Annotated in this window: 14 protein-coding genes and 1 pseudogene; 6 read left to right on the top strand and 9 right to left on the bottom strand. The window is 70.2% G+C overall.

The window, feature by feature from the left end:
- Positions 1 to 6 precede the first annotated feature (6 nt).
- The 5 genes from AB0D45_RS11905 to AB0D45_RS11885 all read right to left on the bottom strand — a co-directional run bounded on the left by AB0D45_RS11905 (position 7) and on the right by AB0D45_RS11885 (position 3,984).
- Positions 7 to 420: an SgcJ/EcaC family oxidoreductase gene (locus AB0D45_RS11905; RefSeq protein WP_362457460.1), complete on the bottom strand. Its 414-nt coding sequence runs from the start codon at positions 418 to 420 to the stop codon at positions 7 to 9.
- Between the two features lie 56 nt (positions 421 to 476).
- On the bottom strand, positions 477 to 1,298 hold the full coding sequence (locus AB0D45_RS11900) for an AfsR/SARP family transcriptional regulator (RefSeq protein WP_361603441.1): 822 nt from the start codon (positions 1,296 to 1,298) through the stop codon (positions 477 to 479).
- A 176-nt stretch (positions 1,299 to 1,474) separates the two neighbouring features.
- Positions 1,475 to 2,194 carry a ScbR family autoregulator-binding transcription factor gene (locus AB0D45_RS11895; protein ID WP_362457456.1) on the bottom strand — a complete coding sequence of 240 codons (720 nt, stop codon included), beginning with the start codon at positions 2,192 to 2,194 and terminating at the stop codon, positions 1,475 to 1,477.
- A gap of 79 nt (positions 2,195 to 2,273) precedes the next feature.
- Positions 2,274 to 3,119, bottom strand: a complete 846-nt coding sequence (locus tag AB0D45_RS11890) for an AfsR/SARP family transcriptional regulator (protein ID WP_362457453.1) — start codon at positions 3,117 to 3,119, stop codon at positions 2,274 to 2,276.
- 238 nt (positions 3,120 to 3,357) lie between these two features.
- Entirely contained in the window at positions 3,358 to 3,984 is a 627-nt protein-coding gene (locus AB0D45_RS11885; protein WP_361603432.1) for a ScbR family autoregulator-binding transcription factor, read from the bottom strand.
- Between the two features lie 122 nt (positions 3,985 to 4,106).
- Between AB0D45_RS11885 and AB0D45_RS11880 the strand changes: the two genes are divergently transcribed.
- The gene (locus AB0D45_RS11880; RefSeq protein WP_362457450.1) at positions 4,107 to 4,508 is read left to right on the top strand and encodes a hypothetical protein; all 402 of its coding nucleotides are present in this window, start codon (positions 4,107 to 4,109) and stop codon (positions 4,506 to 4,508) included.
- A gap of 150 nt (positions 4,509 to 4,658) precedes the next feature.
- Here AB0D45_RS11880 and AB0D45_RS11875 read toward each other — a convergent pair.
- Positions 4,659 to 4,865: pseudogene (locus AB0D45_RS11875) on the bottom strand (IS5/IS1182 family transposase); the annotation flags it as partial.
- Between the two features lie 585 nt (positions 4,866 to 5,450).
- Between AB0D45_RS11875 and AB0D45_RS11870 the strand changes: the two are divergent.
- The 5 genes from AB0D45_RS11870 (at position 5,451) to AB0D45_RS11850 (ending at position 11,426) form a co-directional block, all read left to right on the top strand.
- Positions 5,451 to 6,146 (top strand): ScbR family autoregulator-binding transcription factor, encoded by a 696-nt coding sequence (locus AB0D45_RS11870; RefSeq protein WP_362457447.1) that lies wholly within the window; start codon positions 5,451 to 5,453, stop codon positions 6,144 to 6,146.
- 159 nt (positions 6,147 to 6,305) lie between these two features.
- Positions 6,306 to 7,559, top strand: coding sequence for a ParA family protein (locus AB0D45_RS11865; protein ID WP_361603422.1), 1,254 nt, complete (start codon positions 6,306 to 6,308; stop codon positions 7,557 to 7,559).
- Positions 7,556 to 8,464 (top strand): ParB/RepB/Spo0J family partition protein, encoded by a 909-nt coding sequence (locus AB0D45_RS11860; RefSeq protein WP_361603419.1) that lies wholly within the window; start codon positions 7,556 to 7,558, stop codon positions 8,462 to 8,464. The genes AB0D45_RS11865 and AB0D45_RS11860 overlap by 4 nt, the downstream gene beginning before the upstream one ends.
- A 121-nt stretch (positions 8,465 to 8,585) precedes the next feature.
- A complete protein-coding gene (locus tag AB0D45_RS11855; RefSeq protein WP_362457609.1) occupies positions 8,586 to 10,868 on the top strand; it encodes a helix-turn-helix transcriptional regulator in 2,283 nt (760 codons plus the stop codon).
- 3 nt (positions 10,869 to 10,871) lie between these two features.
- Complete coding sequence (locus AB0D45_RS11850; protein ID WP_361603416.1) at positions 10,872 to 11,426, top strand: XRE family transcriptional regulator; 555 nt, start codon at positions 10,872 to 10,874, stop codon at positions 11,424 to 11,426.
- A gap of 160 nt (positions 11,427 to 11,586) precedes the next feature.
- On the opposite strand, the gene AB0D45_RS11845 is transcribed toward AB0D45_RS11850, so the two are convergent.
- The 3 genes from AB0D45_RS11845 to AB0D45_RS11835 all read right to left on the bottom strand — a co-directional run bounded on the left by AB0D45_RS11845 (position 11,587) and on the right by AB0D45_RS11835 (position 14,246).
- Positions 11,587 to 12,060, bottom strand: a complete 474-nt coding sequence (locus AB0D45_RS11845) for a MarR family transcriptional regulator (RefSeq protein ID WP_123996001.1) — start codon at positions 12,058 to 12,060, stop codon at positions 11,587 to 11,589.
- A complete protein-coding gene (locus tag AB0D45_RS11840; RefSeq protein ID WP_323188313.1) occupies positions 12,057 to 12,773 on the bottom strand; it encodes a hypothetical protein in 717 nt (238 codons plus the stop codon). Before AB0D45_RS11840 ends, AB0D45_RS11845 begins: the two co-directional genes overlap by 4 nt.
- A gap of 1,032 nt (positions 12,774 to 13,805) precedes the next feature.
- Positions 13,806 to 14,246 carry a hypothetical protein gene (locus tag AB0D45_RS11835; protein ID WP_362457442.1) on the bottom strand — a complete coding sequence of 147 codons (441 nt, stop codon included), beginning with the start codon at positions 14,244 to 14,246 and terminating at the stop codon, positions 13,806 to 13,808.
- Positions 14,247 to 14,897 lie beyond the last annotated feature (651 nt).

Here is a 14,897-nt window from a genome sequence, read left to right as displayed (position 1 = left end):
ACGATGTCACGCCGGGCCGGGCCGGAGCACCTGGGTGTTCTGGCAGGCGGTCAGCAGCCAGCGCCCGTCGTCCTGCCGGGAGACCACGTACAGCGGGGCGCCCTCGCTCCCCTCGCCGGCGCCCTGGTAGCACTGGCGCACCTTGACCGCCGCGACGTCGTCCCGCACGAAGAGCACGTGCGCCACCTCGTAGGTGACCGTGCCGTCCCAGTCCGCCGCCGGCAGCACCCGGCGGGTGAACTCCGCGATCTCCTCGAAGCCGATGAGGACCTTGCCGTGGGCCGTGGTCCAGATCGCGTCCGGGTGGAAGAGCCCGAGGAACTCCTCGGGGTCCTTGTTCTGCTGCGAGCGCTCGACGGTGGCGACGAGGTGGCGGATCGCTTCGAGGCCAGCCGTGTGCCGCGTGGTGTCCTTGTCCATGCGCGCCACCCTCTTCCCTCAAGCACGCTTGAGGTCAAGCCCTCCCGGCGCCGGGCTCACGCCGCGTAGAGGTCGAAGGTGGATCCCCGCTTGGGGCCCGCCACCACGTCCAGGGCCGGATCGACCGTCAGGATCGCCTGGTGCAGCCGCTGCAACTGCGGTGACGGCTCGACGCCCAGCTCCCCGATCAGCCGGCCGCGCAGCCGCCGGTAGACGTCCAGCGCCGCGCCCTGCCGCCCGGACCGGTACAGCGCCACCATCAGCTGGGAGTGCAGCCCCTCGTGCTGGGGGTGCCGGGCGGTCAGCTCGGTCAGTTCGGCGAGGAGCTCGGTGTGCCGCCCGAGCCGCAGGTCGATGTCGATCCGCCGCTCCACCGTGACCAGCCTGCTCTCCTCCAGCCGCATGACCTCGATCGCGAGGACCGGCCCGACCCGTACGTCGACCAGCGCGGGCCCCTGCCACTGCGCGAGCCCCGCCCGCAGCAGGGCCGCGGCGCCCTCGTCGTCGCCGCCCTCGAAGGCGGCGAGACCCCGCGCGACGAGGTCTTCGTACGCGTGGACGTCGACGGACTCCCGCGGCACCTGCAACAGGTACCCGCCGTGCCGCGTCGTGAGGACCTCCTTCGCGGCCCCCGGCCGGCCCGGCCCCATGGCCGTGCCCAGCCTGCGGCGCAGCTGGAGGATGTACGTCTGCAGGGTGGTCAGCGCACTGTTGGGCAGCTCATGGCCCCAGATCTCCTCCATGAGGGTGGGCACCGGCAGCACGCGCCCGGGGTGCAGGGCGAGCAGGGCCAGGATCTGCCGCGGCTTGCCCGCCGTCGGCACGATCGACTCCCCGTCGACCTCGGCACTGAGCGGTCCCAGAATCTGAATCCTCACGGTCTCCCCCTCGGCAGTTCGTCGATTCACCTCGATCGGAGCCGAGCCCCCCAGCGGCCCGGCTCCGCCTTCCCGCCCCGCTCCCCCGGGCGCCGCACACCCCGTGCGGCCCGGCCGGAAACGGCGTTCCGCACACCGGAGCCCCGGGCGTCCGCGGGCCGGTCATGAGGCAGGGCCTAGACCGGGCTCCCGAGGAACTCGTAGCTCCGCTCCCCGCCCGGCGCGCCGACGGCGGCGTCAGCGGCCTGCGTCCGGTACTCCCGTACCCGCTCCGGGCCCACCAGGCTCGGCAGCAGCAGCCCCCACAGGGCGGCCACCTTCCGCTGGAGCTCCTCGTACGACAGCCCGGTCCCGGCCAGCACCTCGATACCGCAGACGGCGGCCGCCACCAGCGCCTCGGCGCTCTCCCACCGGTCGGCGGCCGAACCGCCGCCGCCGTCGGGCACGCCCGGGAACGGCCCCTCCAGCGGCAGTTCACCCACGTCCCGCGCCATCCGCAGCAGCTCGCACACCGCCTCCAGCCACGCCCCGTGGAAGTCGACCGCGGCCGGCTGGTGGCCGGCGCACTCCTTGGTGATCCGGAAGCTCGCCGGGATCGCCGGATCCTCGTGCAGCGTCCGCGCCAGCCAGTGGGTCGTGTCGATCAGCGCCTGCAAGGGCGAGGCTCCGCCCTCGCGCAGTCCCCGGACCGCCTCGTGCAGCAGGCCGCAACCGCGCTGCTGCACCGCGTCCGCGAGCTCGTCCTTCGAGGCGAAGTGAAAGTACAACGCCCCCTTCGTCACCCCCGCCGCACCGGCGATCTCACCGAGTGTGGCGTTGGCGTATCCGTTGCGGTGGAACAACTCGGCCCCGGCGAAGACCAACCGCCTGCGGGTCCGCTCCGACCTCTCCTGCACCGCTCCGTCTCCCTTTCGCCCCCGCTGCGTCCCTGCACCTACCGCTGACCGCCGCACCCTGCGGCGGCCCGCGCGCGGGTCAGGCCCGTACGAGCCGGTCGGCCCGCGGGCCCGCCCCGGCGACCGTGGCCACCGCCGCCGCCTTGCCCACACCCTCCGGACCGGCCATCAGGATCGAGCGCTGCAGCCTGCGCAGCGCGGTGGACGGCTCGAGGCCCAGGTCCCGTACGAGCGTGGCGCGCAGCCGCTGGTACACGTCCAGCGCCTCGCCGCGCCGGCCGGAGCGGTGCAGGGCGAGCATGAACTGCCCGTGCAGGTTCTCGTGCGTGCGGTACCGGCTCACCAGCACCGTCAGCTCCGCCAGCAGCTCGCGGTGGCGGCCCAGCTTCAGATCGGCCTCGATGCGCTGGTCGAGCGCGCACAGCCGGGTCTCCTCCAGGCGCCGCGTCTCCATGTCCAGCTGCACACCGCCCTGCACGTCGGCGAAGGCCGGCCCCGACCACAGGGCGAGCGCCTCGCGCAGCCGCTGGGCGGCGACGGGGTAGTCGCCGGCGTCGATCGCCCGGTAACCCATCCCGGCCAGCCGGTCGAACTCCCGTACGTCGCTGGTGCCGCCGTCGCTGTTCAGCAGGTAGCCGCCGGGCAGCGTCACGAGCACGTCCTTCGCCGTCCGCTCCTCGTCCTCGTTCCCCTCCAGGGCGGTCGCGATGAGCGCGCGCAGCTGGAGGACGTAGGTCTGGAGGGTGGTACGGGCGCTGCGCGGGGGCACGGCCCCCCACAGCTCCTCGATCAGCGCCGACACCGGCACGACCTGATCGGCGTGGAGGGCCAGGAGCGCCAGGACCTGCCGGGGCTTGGGGGCGGTGGGAGTGATGGAGATCCCGTTCTCCCGCACGGCGAGTGCGCCCAGTACATCGATGTCCACGTCGTACTCCCCTGTCCTTTGGATGAGTCGCAAGAGTCAGTAGAAAACAGGCCGGACGGTTTGTCAATGCCCAACCAGTCAGACAGTTTTCGGCCTGGCGATATCGCGGCGCCACCCAGAAATCTCCTCTGACCTGGGCTTTTGCGAGCAACTCACACACCCATGACAGCCCGGAGCTCTTCAGCCGCCTTGCTACAGAGGTCATATAACACCCAACAAGGCCTGAAAATCAAACCATTCAGTCTGTTTCTTGCCGGAAGAGTTCGGCTCCAGCCGCCACCTCGTCGGGGACGAGCCCCGGCAGGACCACCGTCCAGATGCGGGCCATCGCCTGACGGGGAGTCCACTCCGGTTCCACGATGCGCAACGCCCGCAGCCCGGCGGTGACGGCGACCGCCACCCGCGTCGCGTCCTGGGGCGAGACCCCGTCGGCGAGGAGCCCGGTCCGCTGCGCGGTGACCATCAGCTCCTCCACCCACAGACGGCACCGTCCGCGCAGGTCCACCCGGCTCTGGTGGGCGGCGTCCGCACCCAGTGCGAACCCGGCGCGGACGACGACGTCCCGGGCCAGCAGTTCCAGCAGCGCGTATGTCGCGTCGACGAGCACCTCCAGGGGGTCGCCGGCCCGCCCCGGTGCGCCTTCCGTCCGGGCGATCCGCAGCAGCGTGCGCGCCGCCCGGGCCTCCACCGCCCGGGCGAGGGCGGGCTTGCCGTCGAAGTGGAACTGGACCGCGCCGGAGGTCACTCCGGCCCGTTCGCTGATCGCGGCGATCGACGCGGCGGTGAAACCCTGCTCGGCGAACACCTCCGCGGCAGCGAGCACCAGCGACTCCCGCGTGCGTGCCGCACGCTCCTGCTTGACCATGAGGGGCTCCACACCGCAATCACCGCGTCCGCGGTTCGCCCCACACCGAGGGGGTACGAGATCCTGGGCCACAGTCGACGCCCGCACCGGAGCGCCACCGGACTCCCGACGGAGCCCCCCTCATGACGTTGTCTCGCGATACAGCCGAAGCACAGACCGGGATGAAGGGGATCACGTTTCGTGCCTGGCGCGGAAAGCACTACGTGACCCTGGCCGAGCTCCTGGTCCGCCTGGGCAGCTTCGGCCTGCACCTGAACTGGCACGTCGCATTCGATGAGATCGTCGATCCTCGCTGCGTCGAGATGGAGAAGCGGTCTGCGGACGGCGGCATGGACACACTGACGCTGTTGTCGCTGACGACCCCCTTCCTCCAACTGATCGACGCCGAGGCAAGGGGCTCCGCCGAGGGCGGCGTGAGGGTCGTCCTGACCGAAGTGGACAGCTCCTTGTGGGACGTCAGGGCAGCGGACGAGCGCGTCCTCACCGAACTCCGCCACCACTTCCCGGACGCCACGGACCTCTGACCGGCACGGATCGCATGACCGCCCCGAGCATTAACGCCGTTAACGCCACCCCTCACGGTCCCCGGGCTGCTCGTCTGTCGAGACCGCCGATGGCTCGCTCTACCCGCAGCTACTGATGCGCACGGACGTGATCGAATCGACCGAGACATCCCAGTCGATCTCACCTACCGCTTCGGCTGCGACCTGGACCTGCTGAAGCAGACGCTCCCACGCCCGATCGGCCGACCACCGGTGGCGTTCATAGACGGGTCACGCCGGCGGTCCCGCCACCTGCCGACGCCTGTTGCTGACCGGAAGGAACGGCCGCAGCCGTTCCCATTCGGCATCACTGAGCTCACCCCACACCCCGGCGAGCATTAACGGCGTTAACGCCACCCCGCATGCGCCACCTGCCAGTGACACGCCGCTCTCCTTCCCCGCTCTGAATAAACGCGACCCAACCCCTCAAGCCCCCCCCGAGCATTAACGCCGTTAACACCACTCTGCACGAACCCACCTGCCAGACGGGCTGCCCCACCCTGCCGCCCTGAGCCCGCGCCCCACACCAACCCCGCAGGCGGACCCCACCGGCCTCACGCCTTCCGCCCGACCCGCAGCCGGCCGCCGTCCACCCCGCCACCCTTAACGCCGTTAACACCCCGCCCCCAGCACTCCCGTCGCCACAGCCAGCTCCCTCCACCGTGCAGCACCCCCACATCGGTCCGAAGCCCGCTCCTCACGACGAACAGCGGCAGCATCACCGGCACCGCAAACTCCCGCAGCCATCGCACCACCTGCCGGCCGCCTTCACCCCTCGGGTACCACCCACCCCAAAACCGCCCAACAGACCCCAGACTCCCGCCCCATCAACCGGAAAAAGTACTTGTCGACTGGTTTTCTTTGACTCAATCCCACTAGATTGCCCCCGTATCACCAGACGCAAGCGCAGCAGGAGACACACACGTGGCGAGGGTCAGGCAGGAACGAGCCGAGCTCACCCGGCAGGCGATCCTCGACGGCGCGGCCGTCGCCTTCGACCGCTCCGGCTTCGACGGCACCAGCCTCAGCGACGTCGTCAAACACGCCGGAGTCACCAAGGGCGCCCTCTACTTCCACTTCCCGTCCAAGGAAGCCCTCGCCCGCACCCTGGTGGACGAGCAGTTCCAGGTGTCCAAGGACGTCCCCGCCCTGGAAGACCCCGGCCTCCAGACGGTCATCGACCTCACCCACCAGATGGCGTTCGGGCTGCGCACCAACGTCCGCATCCGCGCCGGCATCCGCCTGGTCATCGAGTTCGGCTCCTTCACGAGCCCGGACCCGTCCCCGTACAACGCCTGGATCGAGACCTGCCGCAGCTGTCTGACACCGGCCCAGGCACGCGGCGACATCCTTCCCTCGCTCGACGTGTCCGACCTCTCGACGTTCCTCGTCGGCTCGTTCACCGGCATCCAGGTCACCTCGCACGTCCGTGCCGACCGCGAGGACCTGCACGCCCGGGTCGTCGACCTGTGGAACTACCTCCTCCCGGGAATCGTGCCCGCCCCGCGCATCCCCCTCTTCGACCCCGCGGGCTCGCCGGCCTGCCGCGCCGAACTCGCCCTCAACGCCCCCGGGACACCCGCCCCGCTGCCCACTCCCCCACCCACCCCGGTCGGTTGACGTCACACACAGGGCGGCCCCCCACCCACGACGGGGAGGCCGCCCTGTGGCGTACCCGGGCGCCCCACCACACCCCCGTGCGACCCCACCACCCATTTCGTTAGCAAAACCCAAGCGTGGCGCTCACGCGCACCCAAGAACGTTAGTAAAGTCCCTCTCATGACTTCGCCCTCGTCCCAGAACGACCGAGAGAAGGTCGTCTCCAAACTCCCCCCGCGGCTCCGCCAGGAGTTGAAGATCCGCACCGCCCAGCTGCGGGTCGACATCCAGGACGCCGTCCACCAGGGCATCGCCCACTGGAGCGCCCTCGCCTCCGCCCCCTCCCCCGTCGACACCTCCGGCGCCGAGTCGTTCTCGACGTGGCTGCCGGCCGGCCAGTGGGAGTCCTTCCGCACCGCTTCCAAGGACCGCGGCGTCTCCCTCATCCAGGGCCTCGCCCAAGCCGTCCACCTCTGGCTGGAGATGAACCCGGCCCCCACCGTCCAGCGGCCCTCCGTCGTACGCCGCATCGTCGTCTGCAACCAGAAGGGCGGCGTCGGCAAGACCGCCATCACCGCCGGCACCGCGGAGGCCCTCGCCGAGGACCCCGCGAGCCTGCACCCGGTCCGCATCGCCCGCCAACTGGCCCGCCTCGCCACCCCCGTAGCCGGAGACCCGACGCCCACCACGCCCCTCGACCTGGAAGACCTCCCGGGTCTCGGCATGCGCGTGCTGCTCGTCGACTTCGACCCCCAGGGCCACCTCACCAAGCAGCTCGGCCAGCAGCCGCTCCCCATCGGCGGCGACAGCCTGACCTGTCACATGGCCGGCGAGGCCAAGGGGCCCCTCCAGGATCTGATCGTGCCCATCGAGCACGACCGGTTCGGGGACCGCCTCCACATCCTGCCCGCCTGCACGGACGCCTTCCTCCTGGACGTCCGCCTCTCCACCGTCCGCGCCCGCGAGGCCGCCCTCGAACGCGCCCTCGCCCCCGTCGAGTCCGACTACGACGTCATCCTCATCGACTGCCCGCCCAGCCTCGGCCTGAGCATGGACGCGGCGATCTACTACGGCCGCCGCCGTGACGCCGAACAGCCGGGCGCCTCCGGCGCGCTGATCGTCGTACAGGCGGAGGACTCCTCCGCGGACGCGTATGACCTCCTCACCTCGCAGATCAACGACCTCCGCGACGACCTCAGCCTGGACATCGACTACCTCGGCCTCGTCGTGAACCTCTACGACGGCCGCCGCGGCTACATTGCGACCAGCTCCCTCCAAGCTTGGATGGACATAAAGGATCCCCGGGTCGTGGCGATCGTCCCCGACCTCAAGGAACAGCGCGAGTCCGTCCGCCTCAAGCAGCCCCTCTTCGTCTATGCCCCCAACGGCGACCAGGCCGTCGCCCTGCGCGCCCTCGCCCGGGAGATCTCATGAGCAGCAAGGCCGACAAACTCGGAGTCTCGGCTTCCTTCGCACGGGCCCAGCCCGTCGGCGTCAGTTCCCGCCGCGCGGCCATCGCCGAGGCCACGGGCGCCCCGACCTCCGGGGTCGTCCCGCCCTCCGAGGTCCCCATCGACGCCCTCGCCCACAACCCGTTCAACCTTCGCGAAGACCTCACGGATCTCGACGAGCTCGCCCAGTCCCTCACCGTACGGGGCCAGCTGCAGCCCCTCGCGGTCGCGACCCGGCTCGCCTTCATGGAAGCCCACCCGGGCCAGACCGACGGCCTGGGCCGCGCCCCGTACGTGGTCATCGACGGCAACCGCCGCCTCGCGGCCGCCCAGCTCGCCGGGCTCAAGACGATGCACATCCACGTCAACGACGCCTTGTCCGCGTCGGCGGCCGACATCCTCGAATCGGCGCTCATCGCCAACGTCCACCGGGTCGACGTGGCCCCCATGGACCAGGCCCGCGCCCTCCAGGAGCTGGTCGAGGTCCACGGATCCCAGGCGCAGGTGGCCAAGCGGATCGGGAAGACGGCGGCCTGGGTCTCCCAGCGCCTGACCCTGCTGAACCTGACGCCCACCCTCCAGGAGAAGGTGGAGACGGGCGAGCTGAAGGTCGAACCCGCCCGCCGGATCGGCCGGCTCCCCCAGGAGGAGCAGGCCGCGGCCGCCGACGAGACCATTAACGCCGTTAACCCCCCGCGCCAGCGCACCCGACCGGCGCCCCCGACCGTTAACGCCGTTAACGCCCCGACACCCACCCCCACCCCGGCCCCCGCCCCCCGCATCACGATCTCCGCCCACTCCCCGGAGACCATCGCGGACGCCCTCACCGCCCACCTCACCCCGGACGACCTCAAGGCCGTCACGGAACTCCTGATGCAGCGCATCTGAGCTGTCGCACCCACGGCGGGGGCGCTGGCGGCATTAACGCCGTTAACGCCCCCACGTGCGTTCCGTGTGTGTTCAAGCGTGCGATTCACATAAGGTGCTGCTGGAGGTACCGATGAGCGAGATGAACGAACAGACCACCCTCTTCGCAGCGGTCGACGCCCTGCTCGAAGAAGCGGCCGCCCAGGACGGGCTCCCCCGCCCCGACGAGCGCAAGCGCCTGCGCGAGGCCGCCGGCCTGAGCCAGGACCAGATCGCCAAGGCCCTCTCGGTCCGCCGCGAAACCGTTACCTCCTGGGAAACCGGCCGCACCGCTCCCCGTCCCCCCAAGCGCGCCGCGTACGCCCGCCTCCTCGAAGGCCTCGCCGCCCTCCACCCCCCGGCCACGGTTAACGCCGTTAACGCCGCTCCCGCGCCAGCGACCCCCACCACCCCCACGACCGTTAACGCCGTTAACGCCACACCCCCGTCGCCCCCGCGAGCGACCCCCACTACCACCACGACCGTTAACGCCGTTAACGCCACACCCCCGCCGCCTCCCCCAGCCGCACCCACCATCCCCCACAGCGTTAACGCCGTTAACGCCCCGGCACCCACCCCCCAGCCCCACTCCCCCGAAATCGTCAACGCCGTTAACGCCGTTAACGGTCAGCCGCCCACGCCCACCCCACCCACCTCCACCCAGAAGCCCCCCACCCGCCCCCGCCGGCCGCAGCGCCCCGCCCCCGCCGCCCTGGAAGGCAACGGCCCCCTGGCCGTCCTCGACGGCACCGGCCGCGCCCACGCCGCAGGCGGCCTCCTCCTCCCCCACCCCACCGCCGACCTCCCCTCCCTCATCGCCTGGGCCCTCGGCCCCGACGCCGACCTCCGCGCCCCCCGCCTCCACCACAACGGCCGGGACGGCGACCCCCTCCTCGTCCTCACCGCCCCGGCCGCCGAGCGCCTCGGCCTCCCCCTCACCCTGGAAGACCGCCGCGCCCTGCGCCTCCCGGACAACCACCCCGTCATCAAGCAGCTCACCAAGGCCAAGTGGCAGCTCACCCGCCGCGGCTTCGGCCCCTGGGCCCGCATCTACCGCCCGGCCTCCCCCACCACCGGCCGCCAGTGCGTCCAGCTCGCCGTCCTCCCCTGGGGCGCCCTCGACCCCCGCGCCTGGGGCGAGGACACCGCCGACCTCCCCGCCCCCGAGCTCGCCGAACTGCTCACCACCTACGCCGCCCGCGTCCTCACCCCCCGCGGCTCCACCGCCGTCACCGGGCTGGAACTCATGACGGCCCTGCGCCCGCCCACCCGCGCCGCCCGCAACCCGGAGACGAACACCTGGGAGTCGGCCCCCGTGCCCGGCTCCCTCACCCGCCCCGTCGACCCCGCCCCACCGGAGGCGCCCGACGAGCACCCGGTGGTCGCCGCCCTCTACCCCCGCGCCCACCAGCGGACCCCGGACGAGGTCCTCGACGAGGAGGCGTACGACTGGATCCGCGACCCGGAGCTCCTCACCGACGCCGAGTGCGCCCGCACCCACGCCGTCGGCATCGACGTGAACATGGCCTTCGCCGCCGCCGCGAACCGCCTCACCGTCGGCCTCGGCCCGGCCGTGCACACCACCGCCCCCCGCTTCGATCCGAAGCTCCCCGGGTGCTGGCTCGCGGACCTCTCCTCCCTCTCCCTCGACCCCCGCCTCCCCAGCCCCTTCACCCCACACGGCGGCCCCCCCACCGGCCCCGCCTGGTACGCGACCCCGACGCTCGCCTACGCCCAGGAGCTCGGCCACGACGTCCGGCCGACCGAGGGCTGGCTCCGCCCGGAGAACGGCCCCTACCTCGACGCCTGGTACGCCCGCCTCCGCGACGCCTACCTGGCCACGATGGCGGACCTCGGCGTCACCCCGTCCCTCACGGAATCCGAGTTCCTGACCGCCATGTCGACGTACAAGGCGAACGCCCCGCACACCACGACGGCGGTCCTCTCCGCCATCAAGTCCACGGTCAAGGGCGGCATCGGCAAGCTCCGCGAACGCCCCCAGGGCGCCGCCTACCGCCCCGGTGAAGCGTGGCCCGCCCTGGAGCGCCCCACCTGGCGCCCCGACATCCGCGCCGCCGTCATCTCCACGGCCCGCGTCAACATGCACCGCAAGATGCAGAAGCTCGCCACGCAAGCCGGCCTGTACCCCATCGCGGTCCTCTCCGACTGCGCGGTCTACCTCTCCGACGGCCCCAGCCCCCTGGACTTCCTCCCCCGCACTCCCGAGGGCAAGCCCCTCCCCGGCGGCTTCCGCCTCGGCGTCAGCCCCGGCATGGTCAAGCACGAGGGCACCCAGCCCCTCCTGTGGGCCGTCCAGCTCCTGGACCAGCACCTGAACCCGGCCCGCCACATCAAGGGCCACGACGCGGCAGCAGACGGCGAGTAACCGATGTCCGACATCTCAGACAGCCTCACCAAAGCGGACGAACTCCACTTCACCCGACCCATCCCCAAATCCGCCGGCGCGCAGATGCGCTTCCTCGTCAAACAGCTCAAGTCGACGAAGGCCGTGGCCGCCACCCTGGGCATCTCCCAACGCACGGTCGAGCGCTACGTGAAGAACGAGATCAAGCAGCCCAAGCCCGCCCTGGCCGCCCGCCTGGAAGCCGAAGTGCGGCGCCGCTGGCAGCCGCTGGTCCGCAAGCGCGCCCGCGAACAGGCCGCCCGCACCACGGGACTGGTCATCGAGACCCGCGCCCGCTTCGGCTTCACCGCGGCCCCCGGCACCACCGACGACGGCCGGATGCGCCGCATCACGCAGCACCTGCCCCCCGAGTACGCACAGCGCCTCTTCGCGGCCCAGGAAACCGGAGCCACCGAAGCCCAGCTCCGCCACATCACGGCCGAAGCCCTCCAGGAGATCTACTTCAAGGACAACGGCGCCCGCGCCACGAGCCTCCTGGTCGAGTTCACCGACATCGACTACGTCGACTTCGCCTTCTGACCCGCGCCGTACGCGCCGTCACCGAAGAGCCGACCAACACAAAGCCACAGGAGCCCCCTCAGGGCCCTGAAACCCTTTGAGGGCCCCGGGAATATCCCCGGGGCCCTCAAAGGCTGTTGAAAGGCCCTCAGAAGCCCTTACGGGCCCCTCCTCAAGCCGCTCAGCCCACAGCGTGCAGCGTCCGACGCCGCTTCGACTCCGCAGCCTTCTTCGCCGCGGCCTGCGCCGCCCGCTTCTTCCGCTGCTCCGCGAGCTGGTCCTGATACTCCGCCACCGCCTGGTGGTAACTGGCCACGTACCCACGCGCGTCCAGCCGCTCGTCGGCAGCCATCTCGTTCACCGCCGCGACGGCGTCCTCGAAAGAGTTGTACCCGGCCAGCATCGGGTTGATCTGGTACACCCCGTTCCTGACCTTCCGCACGAGCTTCGCCAGCTCCAGGCTGCGCAGAGCGGCGTTGACGCTCGGCCTGCTCAGCTCCAGCAGCCCGCCGATGGTGGCCTGGTCGATCAGGATCCGCCCGCCCGGCTCGCTCAGCGAACGCAGCTTCAGCAGCACACGGTACGCGGCGGGCGGAAGGTCCAGGTCGGAGAGAAGCCCGTCGGCGTTGACCGCAGCGAATCGCAAGGTGCTCACTGAGCTGTCCCTTCTTCCTTGCGCTGCGCCCGGCTCAGCCGGCGCGCAGCGCGCTCTTTGGACCGTTCGGCCCGCAGTTCCTCGATTGCCTGCCGCATGTGGTCCAGCGACGGGAACCGCACCAGATCGGGCAGGCTCGTGTCGCTGCGAATCTGCGAGATGGTGCTGTGCTGCTCCACCTTCACGAACTCACCCGCCGTCTCCGTACCCGGAATGAACTCGGCCACCCGGTAACTGTAGGGCGGGTTGAACTGGTACACACCCCGCCGCACCTTGAAGACGATCCCATGAGACATGACGGTGTGCAGTGCCTCCGACGTCTTTGTCCGACTGACGTCAAGGATCGTAGCCATCTCCTCCTGCGTAAGTGGAATCCGCCCACCCGCCCGCTGGCACGCGATCAGCAGCAGGATGAGCCTCAGGGGCAAGGCTTCCCTGAAGTACTGGGCAATCACCAGGAAGAACTCGAGGCTGTCCATCGAGAACGCGTTTGGCTGACTTTGCGTCCCGTAGAACTCCAGCGGCTTGCGCTCACCGTCCAGCGTGAGCTTCCGGCTGGGGTACCGCTTCGCCAGGCTGTCCAGATCCTTGACCGGAGCCAGCGGCTGACTCCACGCCGAGATCGCGTCATCAACGGGGAGATCAGGACGCGGCGCGCGCGACGGACTCGGCCGACGGCGCTGTGGCTCTGATGACACGAGGATGCTCTCCACTTCGTTGATCTGCAGAGAGAGTATGTCAACAAGGGTGACACTAATGTCACGCTCGTTGACGTTCGGCGTGTCTTGTGTCCCCCCAGGAGGGACACATCTCAGCCACGGCCCCTCTTCGGCCGCTCCCGGACACCCGAGCCCAACCCCTCCCACCCCCCGCTCAGTTCACCGACGTATCTCCACAAGAACGTCAGTCCCCCCGACGTTTTGGGCGAAAAAGCGTCAGTCTCGCTGACGTTTTGCAGGAGTTCTGTCCCCCTAGCAGCGACACATCCCCCGAGTTATGTCCCTTCTGAGGGGACATAACTTTCCCCCCGCACCCCCTCTGACCTGCGGCAACGCATATCCGTACCTTCTATAGGCCGTCTCCTGCCGCGCTGCGCGCACTCAACGCCGTCCAGAACCCCCGCGCCGACGCCACTTCCTGACGTCACAGCACCCCAGCCCACCTACCGACGCCCACCGGACACCGTGTCCGTAACCGCGCAGAATCTGACTGATTCCTATCTCTATCCCCACATCACTTTGAATCACGCCCTCATCGACCATTAACGCCGTTAACACCCTGCCCCCATTCCCAGTCAATCCTCGAGCCGACTTCGAACAAGCCTCCGGACAGGACCAACCGAAGTCGCCTTCAAATCGGCGAACGGCACTGAGGAACAACTGGTGCAGCAGGTTCAGGCCGCAGCCGATGCGGCGAGCAAGATGACCTGGGCAGTCTCAGTGGACTTGACCATCGTGCGCGCACCAGCACGCGGCGGACCCCCGGATGGACCCCGCTCCAGCACCGGGCACATCAATGGGGGACAGCACACCAGAACACCAGCACAGGACACCTAGGCAAAATCTGGTCGGCCGCCTCGATGTCGTGAGCGAGGCAAGAGAGCCTCGGCCACTCGCGCGGCCGCTTCACCGCCAAGCTTCATCCCCCGCTGCCGCCGTAGTCATTTGGCTTGGCACATGGGCAAGTGGCGGCTCCAAAGTTCTGCTGTCGATCACCTGCGCTCTCACGACAGCGGTAGCCCCGCACTATGCGGGGCGATGAGGAGGGTCGATCTCAGCCAGGAGTTCGTGCAGCTGACGAGACCCCCGGGCAACCCGGTCGTCAGCGTCCTGCCACAGTTCCTCGCACAACCGGATCGCCTGGTCCCGGTCGGGGGAAAAGATTCTGAACACATCGACGACTGCGGTACGGATCCAGTCCCCCTGATTCGGATCAGCAACTGCCAGCGCGGACGAGACTGTCATCAGTCCCGCCCTGTCCTTTCGCCGAAGCAGCGCTTCCGCGGTCACCCGGGTGACAAAGGTGTCACCGGCGTCGAGCACAAACTCCACCAGTGACCCATGGGCCTCCTGCATCTCGGCAAACCCCGCCAGGCCATGGCCGGCATCTGCGCGATCACGGTAGTCGCGACTTCGCCCGAGTTCCCCGAGCGCCACGACAGCGGCACGCCGCAACTCCCTATCCACCTACGTGCCCCCCTACCACTTCCGGGCAAAGTAACACCGAGGCGCCTTATCAGTGATCGCCAGGACGACTCCTAGCCCCCAGCGCGAGCCGCCCCCCGAAACAAAGCGAAGCAACTGTCCGGAGCGAAGCGGAGGACCACCGGCCGAAGGTCGGCTCTGGGCCGCAAAGCGGGCCCCCTCCCCGAGCGAAGCGAGGGTGTTCCGCCCGACCGGAGCGAGGGCGTTTTGGCCGGAGCGGAGCGGAGGCCATCCGGCCGAAGGCCGGCTCTGGCTCGCGGAGTGAGCCTCTGCCGAGCGCAGCAAGGCGGTTCAGTCGAAGCGAAGCGGAGACTCAACCGAGTCGAAAGCCCCCAGCCCGCGAAGCGGGCCATTCCCCGAGCGAAGCGAGGGCGTTTCGGCCGAAGCGAAGCGAAGGCCATCCGGCCGAAGGCCGGCTTTGGCCCGCGGAGCGGGCCTCCGCCGAGCGCAGCGAGGCCATCCCCGAGCGAAGCGAGGGGCAGTGGGCCGGAGCGAAGCGAAGGCCTCCCGGCCGAAGGCCGGCTTTGGCCCGCGGAGCGGGCCTCCGCCGAGCGCAGCGAGGCCCTCCCCGAGCGAAGCGAGGGCAGTGGGCCGGAGCGAAGCGGAGGCCCCCGGCCGAAGGCCGGCTCTGGC

Source organism: Streptomyces sp. NPDC048352 (assembly GCF_040651895.1).
In the GTDB taxonomy this organism is placed as follows: Bacteria; Actinomycetota; Actinomycetes; order Streptomycetales; family Streptomycetaceae; genus Streptomyces.
This window is presented reverse-complemented; position numbering and strand designations above follow the sequence as displayed.

What these genes read in the sequence shown, in the direction of transcription:
- AB0D45_RS11905 (WP_362457460.1), bottom strand. Translation starts at nt 420, where the DNA reads ATGGACAAGGACACCACGCGGCACACGGCTGGCCTCGAAGCGATCCGC.
- AB0D45_RS11885 (WP_361603432.1), bottom strand. Translation starts at nt 3,984, where the DNA reads ATGGTCAAGCAGGAGCGTGCGGCACGCACGCGGGAGTCGCTGGTGCTC.
- AB0D45_RS11880 (WP_362457450.1), top strand. Translation starts at nt 4,107, where the DNA reads ATGACGTTGTCTCGCGATACAGCCGAAGCACAGACCGGGATGAAGGGG.
- AB0D45_RS11865 (WP_361603422.1), top strand. Translation starts at nt 6,306, where the DNA reads ATGACTTCGCCCTCGTCCCAGAACGACCGAGAGAAGGTCGTCTCCAAA.
- AB0D45_RS11860 (WP_361603419.1), top strand. Translation starts at nt 7,556, where the DNA reads ATGAGCAGCAAGGCCGACAAACTCGGAGTCTCGGCTTCCTTCGCACGG.
- AB0D45_RS11855 (WP_362457609.1), top strand. Translation starts at nt 8,586, where the DNA reads ATGAACGAACAGACCACCCTCTTCGCAGCGGTCGACGCCCTGCTCGAA.
- AB0D45_RS11850 (WP_361603416.1), top strand. Translation starts at nt 10,872, where the DNA reads ATGTCCGACATCTCAGACAGCCTCACCAAAGCGGACGAACTCCACTTC.